The sequence below is a fragment of the Rahnella sp. CFA14(1/10) genome (genome assembly GCF_004195095.1).
Taxonomy (GTDB): domain Bacteria; phylum Pseudomonadota; class Gammaproteobacteria; order Enterobacterales; family Enterobacteriaceae; genus Rahnella; species Rahnella perminowiae.
Window position 1 is genome coordinate 346955 of sequence record NZ_SEWS01000002.1, and the last position, 12504, is coordinate 359458.

The 12504-nt window shown below is 53.4% G+C and carries 10 protein-coding genes; 8 read left to right on the top strand and 2 right to left on the bottom strand.

What is annotated here, in order from left to right:
• Nucleotides 1-153 precede the first annotated feature (153 nt).
• On the bottom strand, nucleotides 154-1662 hold the full coding sequence (locus EVX52_RS05250) for a YchO/YchP family invasin (RefSeq protein ID WP_129990768.1): 1509 nt from the start codon (nucleotides 1660-1662) through the stop codon (nucleotides 154-156).
• A 348-nt stretch (nucleotides 1663-2010) separates the two neighbouring features.
• Between EVX52_RS05250 and EVX52_RS05255 the strand changes: the two genes are divergently transcribed.
• Genes EVX52_RS05255 through EVX52_RS05265 form a run of 3 tightly spaced genes read left to right on the top strand, consistent with a single transcriptional unit; the run spans nucleotide 2011 to nucleotide 5771 of the window.
• Complete coding sequence (locus EVX52_RS05255) at nucleotides 2011-2760, top strand: gluconate 2-dehydrogenase subunit 3 family protein (RefSeq protein WP_129990769.1); 750 nt, start codon at nucleotides 2011-2013, stop codon at nucleotides 2758-2760.
• A 15-nt stretch (nucleotides 2761-2775) separates the two neighbouring features.
• Nucleotides 2776-4539 (top strand): GMC family oxidoreductase, encoded by a 1764-nt coding sequence (locus EVX52_RS05260; RefSeq protein WP_129951194.1) that lies wholly within the window; start codon nucleotides 2776-2778, stop codon nucleotides 4537-4539.
• Entirely contained in the window at nucleotides 4536-5771 is a 1236-nt protein-coding gene (locus EVX52_RS05265; RefSeq protein ID WP_129990770.1) for a cytochrome c, read from the top strand. The genes EVX52_RS05260 and EVX52_RS05265 overlap by 4 nt, the downstream gene beginning before the upstream one ends.
• A gap of 63 nt (nucleotides 5772-5834) precedes the next feature.
• Here the strand turns inward: EVX52_RS05265 and EVX52_RS05270 are convergent, their stop codons facing one another.
• Nucleotides 5835-6254, bottom strand: a complete 420-nt coding sequence (locus EVX52_RS05270; protein ID WP_129951192.1) for a hypothetical protein — start codon at nucleotides 6252-6254, stop codon at nucleotides 5835-5837.
• Between the two features lie 283 nt (nucleotides 6255-6537).
• Here EVX52_RS05270 and rstA point away from each other — a divergent pair, with 283 nt between their 5' ends.
• The 5 genes from rstA (at nucleotide 6538) to EVX52_RS05295 (ending at nucleotide 12481) form a co-directional block, all read left to right on the top strand.
• A complete protein-coding gene (rstA, locus tag EVX52_RS05275) occupies nucleotides 6538-7269 on the top strand; it encodes a two-component system response regulator RstA (protein WP_129951191.1) in 732 nt (243 codons plus the stop codon).
• Nucleotides 7266-8609, top strand: a complete 1344-nt coding sequence (gene rstB / locus EVX52_RS05280; protein WP_129951190.1) for a two-component system sensor histidine kinase RstB — start codon at nucleotides 7266-7268, stop codon at nucleotides 8607-8609. Before rstA ends, rstB begins: the two co-directional genes overlap by 4 nt.
• Nucleotides 8593-10074 (top strand): carboxypeptidase M32, encoded by a 1482-nt coding sequence (locus EVX52_RS05285; protein WP_129990771.1) that lies wholly within the window; start codon nucleotides 8593-8595, stop codon nucleotides 10072-10074. Before rstB ends, EVX52_RS05285 begins: the two co-directional genes overlap by 17 nt.
• A 757-nt stretch (nucleotides 10075-10831) precedes the next feature.
• Nucleotides 10832-11260, top strand: a complete 429-nt coding sequence (gene asr / locus EVX52_RS05290) for an acid resistance repetitive basic protein Asr (RefSeq protein ID WP_129951188.1) — start codon at nucleotides 10832-10834, stop codon at nucleotides 11258-11260.
• Between the two features lie 339 nt (nucleotides 11261-11599).
• Nucleotides 11600-12481: a serine protease gene (locus EVX52_RS05295; RefSeq protein ID WP_129990772.1), complete on the top strand. Its 882-nt coding sequence runs from the start codon at nucleotides 11600-11602 to the stop codon at nucleotides 12479-12481.
• The last annotated feature ends 23 nt before the right edge of the window (nucleotides 12482-12504 follow it).

Genomic DNA, 12504 nt, shown 5'->3' on the forward strand with positions numbered 1-12504 from the left:
GGCCTGCTGCTTTGCTGTTGATCGTCCTTGCAGCCTGATCTTGATGAGGAGATCTGATAAAGAGACTGCTCGCAGGGGGAGGAGCAAAAAGCTAAACCCTCAGTGGCCAGGTCGGCTCCCTTCCCCTGCGAAGGGGGGGAGCGAAAAACCCGATCAGAAATTCAGCCCTGAATCATTACCGTATTGCGGCTGAGCCGTCAGTGGCGGGGATACATTCAGCGTGATCCAGTTGGAGGTGACTTTCTGCGATTTGCTGTCTTCCACAGTCACCGACAGATGATAAATGTTGGTGGCGTCCGGGGAATCATCCCATGGTGGCACAATCACACTCCAGCCATCAGGATTCCGGTTATTCGCAGGTGGCGTCAGGCTCAGCGCCTGCGTATCGCCCTGCCAGCTCAGCGCCACCACAGAATTCAGCGCGTGCAGTTGCAGTTTCAGCGGTACCGTTTCGCCTGGCTGTAATGACCACGGCGGCGTGGCCAGAAATACCGACAAGGTCTTACGCTGTTTGAATTCCATCACCGGCATATTATTGCGGTCAACCATGTCCATCCGGCTTCCGCGCAGCGAGCGCGCTGCCGCGACGTTCTGTGAGGACAACTGCTGCGACAGTGGCACCCCCAGCCGGTAATTCAGTGTCAGTTTCACTACATCCTGATTATCCCCATCCTGTCCGGCCTGATGCTCAGCCATCACCGTCACGATCGGCACCGGGGTGTAATTGACGCCAAACGACACTGCCGACGGATTACTCTGCCGCGTGCCGTTGCCGAACAAATCCACCTGATTACCGAAATACTGCTCATAACTCAGCGAAGCGCCTAACTGGCGGTAGAAAGGTAAATAGCCTTTGGTGGTAATGTCGTAGCCACGCGCCTGACGCCGCAGTTGCGCAGACGTGCTGCTGTCGGCTTTATAGGAGGAAAACGGCTGATAATAATTGGTAGAAAAGCGCAGGTAATCTGTCCCCGCCTCCGCGCCCAGACTGCCGCGCGTCAGCTGATGGTCGAAGTCGTTATCCACAAACGCGTTATACCCCAGCATCCACGTACCGGTATTAAAGCGCTGGCCGAGGCCGAAATTACCAACCGTGGCATCCGTCTCGCTTTGCAGACCGATCTGGCTGTAAACCAGATTGGTTTCAGACTGGTACAGCGGGCTGAATAACCGACCGGAACTGCCGTCAAGATTATGGCCGGTCATGTCCAGCGAGGTGCTGACGGTGCCCAGCGGCGAAAGCAAACTGCTGGTTTCTTTTTGCACCAGTTTCGCCGCCTGACTCAGTGCCAGCGTTTCCGCCTGCACCCGTAAGGGATCATCGCTGTCCGCCGTCGTGGTTCCCAGCTCTTTCAGAGCGGTGGCAAGCTGTTTTTCCATGGCCGTGGGCCCGGTATTGTTCTGTATGTACTGGCTGCCGAGGCTCGGCAACATCCCGGCGGGTTGTGCCGGCGTTCCGTTATTAAAGACGGAACTTTGGTCACTGGCGGGCAGAAAACCGTTGAGGTTATAACCGGGAACGCCGTATTCGCCAGATCCTACCGTCAGCGCACTGGCGCTTACAGCATAGAAGGCGGCTCCCCCTGCAAGCAGCAAAGAGGCGCAGGTGTTTCCTGCAAATCGCTTCAATAAATCAGAAAAAAAATCTGTGACTTCAGTCATACCTTACACATTTCATAAGTAAGGTATGATCTTACCGTACAGTCAGCATAATTCAACCTTCACGCCACGAACGGCCACACACCGCCTTATCGCCAGTCAAATCATGCTCATTCATTTCCAGAGTGAATGCAGGGCTAATTTGTTGCCACATCGCAAAAAATATCGCCTAAAATTACATCAAAGATATCAATCACACACATTTAATAACATTTTTAACAAACGAACTATTTATCTTTACATTCTATTTTCATTTATCCTTAGCAGGTTAACGATTATCCCGATGCCACCCGACTGCCCTGGCAGAGTGCGTCCGGACCTTAAAGTGATATGTACAAACAGGGAACATAAATGAGCAAAAAAACCTTGCCCGGCGTGACCCGCAGACAAATTCTCTCATTCACGGCCGCCTCCGCAGTATTGGGTGCAGCCAAAGCCGCAAATGCGGTGACGCTCAAAGGCACGCCCGTGTGGAGCCCCTTTGACGCCAGCCCGCCGCCGCACATCGAGACCGATGGCTGGGTGTTCTTCACCGAAGCCGAAGCCGCCGCCATGGAAGCCATTGTTGACCGTCTGGTGCCCGCCGATGATCTGAGCGTGGGCGGAAAAGACGCCGGATGCGCGGTATTTATTGACCGCCAGCTGGCCGGATTCTACGGCACCGCCTCCCGGCTTTATATGCAAGGCCCTTTCCAGGATGGCACGCCGGAACAAGGCGATCAGTCGTCGCTGGTTCCGCAACAGCGCTACCGTCTTGGCCTGGCCGCATTAGATAAATACACCCGGTCACAGCATCAGAAGTTATTCAAAGATCTGCCCGGTGAGCAGCAGGATCACATCCTGTCAGGTCTCGAGAGCGGAAAAATTGCCCTTGAAGGGATCGATTCTAAAATGTTCTTTGCCATTGCACTGAAGAACACGATGGAAGGTTTCTTTGCTGACCCGATTTACGGCGGTAACCGCAATATGGTGTCGTGGAAAATGCTGGGCTTCCCCGGCGCACGTTACGACTACCGCGACTATATCGGCAAGCACAATCAGAAACTCGATCTCGAACCGCTGAGTATTTCCGGCGGTGACGCATGGAAAATAAAAAGCTAAGGGCAGAACACGATTATGGCAAAAAAATTACCTAAAACCGACGTCGTGGTGATCGGGCTCGGCTGGGCAGGTTCGATCATCGCCAATGAGTTGTGCGACGAAGGGCTGAATGTGGTGGCGATTGAACGCGGCCCGTGGCGTGATACCGCCCGTGATTTTAACGTGTCGACGGTGACAGATGAGTTACGCTACAGCTCCCGGCAGGAACTGATGTTACGTACCCGCCAGAACACCATTACCATCCGCAACAACCCGGCGCAAACCGCGTTGCCGATGCGCGAATGGGGTTCTTTTCACCCGGGAAATGGCACCGGCGGCGCAGGCAACCACTGGGCGGGGATTACTTTCCGCTTTCAGCCGGATGAATTCCGCCTGAAAAGTCATCTGACCGAGCGTTACGGCGCTAACGCCATCCCGGAAGAGTTGGTTCTGCAAGACTGGGGCACCGACTGGGATGAAATGGAACCGCATTACGCCTCTTTCGAACGTCTGGCCGGGGTTTCCGGTAAAGCCAGCAACGTCAAAGGGGAACATCATGAAGGCGGTAACCCGTATGAAGGGATGCGCTCGATTGAATATCCGACCCGCCCGCTCGATCAGCCCTATGGCCCGACATTGTTTGCTGAAGCGGCGCGCAATATGGGTTACAAAGCGTTCCCGGTGCCCTCCTCCCTGATTTCCGAGCCTTATACTAACCCGCTCGGGGTGAAAATGGGGCCGTGCACCTTCTGCGGTTTCTGCACAAACTTCGGCTGCGCGAACTACTCCAAGGCCAGCGCCATCACCACCGTATTACCGGCGCTGATCCGCAAGGAGAATTTCGAAGCCCGCACTAACTGTGAAGTGATGCAGGTGCTGACCGACTCTACCGGCAAACGCGCCACGGGCGTGGTCTATATCGATTCTTCGGGCGATGAATGGGAACAACCGGCTGACCTGGTGATTGTGAGTGCGTTTACCTTCGAAAACGTCCGCCTGATGCTACTTTCCGGCATCGGCAAACCCTATGATCCGGTTACGTTAAGCGGCACCACTGGCCGTAATTATGCCTATCAGACCGCGAACGGCGTACAGCTCTTCTTTGATGACAAAAACTTTAACCCGTTCATCGGCGCAGGCGCGGTAGGAATGGGCATTGATGATTTCAATAACGATAACTTTGACCACAGCGGCCTGGGCTTCTTTGGCGGTGGCAGTATCCGCGTAACGCCCATCGGCGGAGCGCCCATCGGCTACCGCCCTGTTCCGCCGGGAACGCCGAAATGGGGCAGCGAATGGAAAAAAGCCACAGTCGCCAATTATCTCAGTTCGATGTCGATCGGTTGTGAAGCCAGTAGCTACACCACTAAAACCAACTATCTGTCGCTTGATCCGAACTATAAAGACCGTCTGGGGCGTCCGCTGCTGCGCGTCACTTTTGACTTCCCGGCAAATGACCTGAAAATGGCCGCCTATTGCACCGGTAAAGTAGCCGAAATCGCCAAGGCGATGAATCCTCGTCAATTGGTGGCCACCCCGATGAAAGGTCACTGGAACGGTACGCCGTATCAGTCTTCGCACGTCGTCGGCGGGTTTGTGATGGGTGCGGATCCGTCCACCAGTTCGGTGAATAAACATCTGCAGGTCTGGGATGTGCCTAATCTGTTTGTGGTCGGCGCGTCTGCCTTTCCGCAAAACCCGGGCTATAACCCGACCGGAACCGTCGGCGCACTGGCGTTTAAAGCCGCCCATGCAATCCGTAACTACTATCTGAAAAAACCGGGAGAGATGATCGCATGAAAAAGTTAACGTCATTCTCACTCGGTTTAGTGGCTTTGAGCATCAGCGGACTGAGCCACGCGGCGGGCGATGGCTCTTTCGAACAGGTTGAACGTGGCCGTTATCTGGCAACCGTGGGCGACTGCGCCGCCTGTCATACCGCCTCCACGCCGGACGCCAAACCCTTTGCCGGCGGTGTGCCAATTGAAACCCCGTTCGGCCGTTTAGTCGGTGCAAACATTACGCCGGATGTGCAAACCGGTATCGGCAGATGGAGTTTCGATGATTTCCAGCGCGCCATGTCGGAGGGCATCGGTCACGGCGGAAAACGTCTTTACGGCGCGATGCCGTTCACGGCGTACACGAAAGTGACACGCGAAGATAACGCCGCCATCTGGGCGTATCTGCAAACTCTGCAACCGGTGCATAATGAAATTGAAACCAACCAGTTGCCCTTCCCGTTCAACGTGCGTACCAGTCTGATGGGCTGGAACTGGCTGAACTTCAACAAAGGCGAATTTAAACCGCAGATGGATAAGTCGGCGCAATGGAATCGCGGTGCTTACATCGTTGAAGGTCTGGGACACTGCGGTACCTGTCATACGCCGAAGAACCTGCTCGGCGGCGACAAAGACAGTGAATTCCTGCAAGGGACCGTGATAGAAGGCTGGGTCGCGCCGGATATCACCAGCAACAAACACACCGGTGTCGGTAACTGGACGCAGGAAGATCTGATGCAATATCTGAAAACCGGTTCTAACCGTTTCGATATTGCTTCCGGTCCGATGGCGGAAGAAGTCACCAATTCGTCCCGTCACTGGACGGATGATGATCTTAAGGCCGTGGCGGTTTATCTGAAAGACAGCGGACATGACAGCGGTAACAACGCCCCTGAGCCAGTAAAAGCTGACGATAAGGCGATGATAGCCGGCAAGAATATTTATGCTGATCGTTGTTCTGCCTGCCATACCCCAACCGGTATGGGCCAGGAAGGTTTGTTCCCTCGTCTGGCCGATTCACCGCTTATCAACCAGACCGACGCCACTTCACTTATGCGCGTAGTACTGGCGGGCAGCCGTCCTGTGGCAACGGACAGCAAACCGACCGCGCCATCAATGCCATCGTTTGATGCCACCATGAGCGATGCCGATGTGGCTAATGTGCTGACGTATATCCGTAACAGCTGGGGAAATGCCGCCGCGCCGGTTTCTGCCTCAGACGTGAAAGACTTACGCGCAGAACTGAAAAAATAAGCGGAAAGCCTGAAAACATAAAGGCCGCGAAAGCGGTCTTTTTCATGAATGCAGCCGGGGAAATCAATGCCGGGGAGGCATCTGCATAATCTGGACTAACAAATGATCATTATTCTGGCTTAACTGCACCAGGTGTTTGCATTCTACTTTTATTGCTGTGAGTTGTTCTTCCGTCAGCGAGTAAGGCAGATTGATATCAATACTGTACATATTTTGCTGCTCAGCCAGTTCTATCAGCCGGACAATATTGGTCTCGTCGCTGACCTGGGTGGAAACCACCTGTAAGGCCAGTGCACGCAAAGCTTCCTGCCTGGATTTTTCTTTTTTCGAACGGGATTTCAGAACCATACCAAAAAATGGCATCACGCCATAAATAGCATCAACAAAACTCCATTTCTTTTTGCAGGATGCGGACAGGTATTCCATATAGTCAAAGGATACTTTTTGACTGCGCGCATCGGGTACCAGGCGGTTTTCATTCATCCCCTCTTCCTCTTCCTGGTCAGGGTCAATCAATTATTTAATCAATGTATAACGCCGAAGATATTCATCTATATAATGGCATAATTCACTGACACTTTGCCAGTCGCTTGCGGTGCTTTGCGTAACGGAAACTGACAACGGCAATATTTCAGAATTTGACCAAAGTATTTTGCGGTTATGGAAAATACCGCGCAAAACTGACATGTTCTATTACGCTAGCACGATAGCGTCGCCCTGCGGGTCACGTTATGCTAATCACCGGATTTCTTAAAGCAGCAAGCCAATGAATAAAATCGTTTTTGTTGAAGATGATGCAGAAGTCGGCAACCTGATCGCCGCCTATCTGGGTAAACATGATATTGACGTGCTGGTTGAACCACGTGGCGATACCGCGCAGGCACGTATTGAAAAAGAAAAACCCGATCTGGTTCTGCTCGACATCATGTTGCCGGGCAAAGATGGCATGACACTGTGCCGGGATTTACGGCCGGTGTTCCCCGGTCCGATTGTGTTGCTTACGTCGCTCGACAGCGACATGAACCACATTTTATCGCTGGAAATGGGGGCCAACGATTACATTCTGAAAACGACGCCACCGGCGGTGCTTCTGGCCCGTTTGCGGCTGCATTTACGTCAGAGTCCGGCGCAGAATACCCAAAATGAACAACCGGTTCAGACACTCCGCAGTGGCAATGCCCTGCATTTCGGTCAGTTGTGCATCGACCCGGTTAACCGTGAAGTGACGCTGGTGGATGAAACGATAGTGCTTTCTACTTCCGACTTTGATTTATTGTGGGAACTGGCGACACACGCAGGCCGCATTATGGATCGCGAAGCGCTGCTGAAAAACCTTCGCGGGGTCAGCTATGACGGGTTGGATCGTAGCATTGATGTCGCGATTTCCCGCCTGCGCCGCAAACTGTACGACAACACTCTGGAGCCCTTTCGCATCAAAACCGTACGCAATAAAGGCTATTTGTTTGCTCCCAATGCCTGGGAGACCTTGCAGGAATGAAAAAGCTTTTCATTCAGTTCTTTCTGTTACTGCTGGTCTGTTTTCTGGTAATGGCGATGCTGGTCGGGCTGGTTTACAAAGTCACCGCAGAACGCACCGGCCGTCAGTCCATGAACGATTTGATGAAAAGCTCGCTCTACCTGATGCGTAGTGAGCTGCGGGAAATTCCGATAAAAGACTGGAACAAGACCATCAATACGCTGGATCTGAATCTGTCTTTCAAACTGCATATCGAGCCGCTAGGTAAACGCAAACTCAGTCCCGCACTGGATCAGCGTCTTAAAGATGGCGAAATTATTGCGCTCGATGACGAATATACCTTTATTCAGCGTGTGCCGCGCAGCCATTACGTACTGGTCGTTGGCCCTATTCCGTACCTGTTTTATATGCACGAAATGCGGCTGCTGGATCTGGGGTTGCTGATCTTCATCGGTTTATCGCTGGCCCTGCCGGTATTTCTGTGGATGCGCCCACACTGGCAGGATTTGCTGCGGCTGGAGAATTCCGCGCTGCGCCTCGGTAACGGTCATCTCGACGAACGTATTGATTTTGATTCGACATCCAGCCTCAACCGGCTGGGCGTTGCCTTTAACCAGATGGCAGACAACATCAGCACCCTGGTTGCCAGTAAAAAACTTCTGATTGACGGCATCGCCCATGAACTGCGTACGCCGCTGGTGCGCCTGCGTTACCGGCTGGCAATCAGTGAAAATCTGCCGGAGTCGGAACAAAACGCCATTAACCGCGATATCGGCCAGCTTGAAGCGCTGATCGACGAATTGCTCACTTATGCACGCCTGGACCGTCCGCAGGTGGCACTTAATCTGGAAAAAGTTAATCTGGCCGAATGGCTGGAAGACAAAGTCGATGATTTCCGGCTGATCACCGCGCGCACGATCCTTTATGACGCGCCGCAAAATACCGATTTCGGCGGCGTGGATTTACGCCTGATGGAACGCGTGCTCGACAATCTGGTCAACAACGGTCTGCGTTATTCTCAGGAGACATTGCGCGTCAGCCTGTGGCTCGACGGTGAACTGGCCTGCCTGCAGGTGGAAGACGACGGGCCGGGCATCCCGCCGGAAGAACGGACCCGCATCTTTGAGCCCTTTGTTCGCCTTGATCCGAGCCGCGACCGCGCCACCGGCGGCTGCGGGCTGGGGCTGGCAATCGTCCATTCCATCGCCGTCGCTTATCAGGGGCGGGTTGCTGTTGACGGCAGCCCGCTCGGCGGTGCCAGCCTGCGTTTCAGCTGGCCGGTAAAACCCACATTCAACCTGGCTGCAGAACAGCCTAATAACGAAAATCAGGAAGGGAGCCACAATGACCAGCGCCTATAAAAAATTACACGATACCTTCGCCCGCTTGTCCCGCTTTGGCCATTTATCGGCGATTGCAGGCTGGGATGCAGCAGCCATGATGCCTCCGGAAGGCGGCCAGGCCCGCTCGGAAGCGCTGGCCGAGCTGAGCGTGCTGACGCATCAGATCCTCACCGCGAAGCAGGTTGGTGAATGGCTGGAACAGGCCGGCGGCGAACAGCTTAATGACCTGGAACAGGCCAATCTGCGTGAAATGCGCCGTCATTATCAGCAGGCCGCTTTACTGCCGGAAAGCCTGGTTCAGGCCAAATCGCTGGCAGGCGCACGTTGTGAACAGGCGTGGCGTATCCAGCGTAAATCGAATGACTGGGAAGGCTTCTCAGAAAATCTCAAAGAAGTGGTGAAACTGAGCCGTCAGGAGGCGCAGTTACGCGCTGAGGCCGCGGGCATAAGCCGCTATGATGCCCTGCTCGATTTATACGAACCGGGCATGACCTCGCAGAAACTGGATGTGCTGTTTGGCGATCTCAAAACCTGGCTGCCGGATCTGTTACAAACCGTGGTCGAAAAGCAAAAAACGGAGACACGCATTTCGCCACAGGGGCCCTTTGACATCGAAAAACAGCGCCAACTGGGTCTGAAAGTGATGGGCAAACTGGGCTTTAATTTCGATGCCGGTCGTCTGGATGTCAGCGCGCACCCGTTCTGCGGCGGTGTCCCGCAGGATGTGCGTATCACCACCCGTTACAACGAAAATGAATTCCTCAGCGCCATGATGGGCGTTATCCATGAAACCGGTCATGCACGTTACGAGCAAAATCTGCCAAAAGAATGGCTGGGCCAGCCGGTTTCCAACGCCCGTTCAATGGGAGTACACGAATCTCAAAGCCTGCTGTTTGAAATGCAACTGGGTTGCAGTGAGCCGTTCCTGAAATCTGTCTATCCGCTGGTTATCGAACAATTCGGCCATCGCGAAGGACTGGACGAAAGCAACTTTATGAAGCTGAACCAGCGCGTCCAGCCGGGCTTTATCCGGGTTGACGCCGATGAACTGAGCTATCCGGCGCACGTCATCCTGCGTTATGAAATCGAAAAAGCGCTGATGGAAGGTGAAATTGAAGTGGATGATATCCCGGCCCTGTGGAACAGAAAGATGAAGGAATATCTGGGCATCGATACCGTTGGCAACTACCGCGACGGCTGTATGCAGGATATCCACTGGACCGACGGCGGCTTCGGTTACTTCCCGACCTACACCCTGGGCGCGATGTACGCTGCACAACTGTTCCGGACTGCCAATAAAGCCATACCCACGTTGCAGGATGATATTGTCCGTGGCGACCTGACAGCGCTGTTCCAGTGGCTGCAACAGAATATCTGGCAGCATGGCAGCCGGTTCACGACAGATCAGCTGATGAAAAACGCGACAGGCGAAACGCTGAACCCGGCATTCTTCCGGGCGCATCTGGAAGGGCGATACTTGTAGGCGGAGGGAGTGGCCTTAAGGTCAAAGTCAAGACTGTGGGTTGCCACCCACACCGGCAAAACCGTGGGTTGCCACCCAAACCGGCCTTAAGGTCAAGACCTTGGGTTGCCACCCAAACCGGCCTTAAGAGGCGCCTATCGCCGCACCTCTTAAGAATCTCCGGCTCTTTTACTGCGCGCTCCGCTCGCTGGCTATGTTTCAGGTACCGCAGCGACAGGCTGGAAATCATGCCGCTACGCGGTTCCTTCTCTCGGTCCTGGAGCCTTGGGTCTCCAGGCCGCTCCGTTCAGCAAGATTTCTGAATCGCCCGCACGATCTTAAATTCAACAACAAAATGTCTTTTATCTTTTAGATAAGTTTATTGGTGTGCTCAAAAATGGCACCGAATGAACGGTTCGAGACCCAAGGCTCGAATCCTGAAATTCGGGAATCGCGCAGCGATGACATTTTGCGCCACTCACTAATGTGGCAGGACATGTCCTTCATAACCGCGACAGCGCGCAGTGAAAAAAGCGCGGAGTCCAGAGGCCCGCGCGTTACCGGGTCTCTGGTCGGTGTGGGCCGACGCCCACGGTTTTGAAGTTGAATTTGAAGTTGAAAGACTATCTTATTGATTTTCCTAAAACCCCTCCTTTGTACATTCCGTTACACGCCGAAACCAATCACTCACGGACAACCTGACCTGACACGCCTAGTATTCCTCATACCGGCCCCGCAGTGGGGTGGACACTTAAACAAAAATTCTGAGGAATTAAAGATGAAAAAAGTATTAGCTCTGGTTGTAGCCGCTGCAATGGGTCTGTCTTCTGTCGCTTTCGCTGCTGAAACTACTGCAGCTCCGGCACCTGCTGCTGCAGCAACTACCGCTGCTCCGGCACCGGCTGCCAAGCACGTGACTAAGCACAAGACTCACAAGAAAGTCGCCCAGAAAGCGCAGGCTGCTAAAAAACACAAAAAACACGCTAAGAAAGCAGCTCCTGTAGCTCAGAAAGCGCAAGCGGCTAAAAAACACGTGAAACACGCTAAGAAAGCAGCTCCTGTAGCTCAGAAAGCGCAGGCTGCCAAAAAACACGTGAAACACGCTAAAAAAGCGGCTCCTGTAGCTCAGAAAGCGCAGGCTGCTAAAAAACACGTAAAACACGCTAAAAAAGCTGCACCGGCTGCAAAAGCAACACCAGCAGCATAAGTAGTCAGTAAGAAGTCTTTGTGAGCGTATCTACTCACCATTATCAAGACTGATGATTTAACACCCGGTTCGCCGGGTGTTTTTTTCTCCGGTTTTCTATCTTGAGGTACTGATGGAAGATGCTGCGCCGCTATCTGTTCGAAATCACCCTGTGCTCTCTGATCCTTTGCGGACTGATCACCCTGTTCTTCTACTTCTGAAGTACCCCGCGATGACGCCCGTCATCGGCTCAAAAGGCTGAGTTACCGGACAAATATATCCACCACGAAATATAACCGTCTATAATCGTTCCATAATAACGGCTTCCTGGGTTCTCCCTGTTTTCAAGGTCAGAATGTTATGCGCATCGCGTTACCGCTGTTTTTGTGCTTTTTCTGTTTTACCGCCAGTCCCCTCGTACATGCAGACTCTCCTGATGATGCAGATTCCGACACACCTTCAATCAGTTTGAAAGAAAAAACAGCCCTATTCTTTGGCCACGATCAACGCATACCGGTGGCCGCTGCGGCGCACTGGCCATGGCAGGCCATCGGGCAAATTGAAACCGAGAGCGGCAATTTATGCACTGCAACCCTCATTTCTAAACATCTTGTCCTCACGGCAGGCCACTGTGTGCTGGCACCTCCGGGTAAAATAGACAAAGTTGTGGCACTGCGATTCATTTCTCATCATCAGAAATGGCGATATCAGATCACCGCATTACAAACGCTGGTCGATCCGAAATTGGGCAAGAAGCTGAAAGCCGATGGCGATGGCTGGATTGTTCCGCCTAAGGCGGCGCCGTTTGATTTTGCACTGGTTCGCCTGACGGATGAACAGCTGGCATTGCCGATTAAACCCCTGCCATTGTGGGAAGGCACACGCGACGATCTGACCGCTCTGCTAAAACAGGAAGGCAGAAAAGTGACTCAGGCAGGATACCCGGAAGATCATCTGGATGATTTGTACGTCCATCAGGATTGTCTGATCACCGGATGGGCACAGCCAGGCGTGTTATCGCACCGCTGCGATACTTTGCCGGGAGACAGCGGCTCACCACTGTTGCTGAAAAACGCCGATGGCTGGTCGCTGGTCGCAATTCAAAGCTCCGCGCCGGCAGCAAAAGACCGGTATCTGGCCGATAACCGCGCACTGGCCGTTCCGGCTATCCGCGATGCCCTGAATACCCTTTCTTCAGGGATAATCAGCGCGAGTACTGCGGTAACGATGCCCGCTCAGTAACCGTAAGCATCACCATTTCAGAA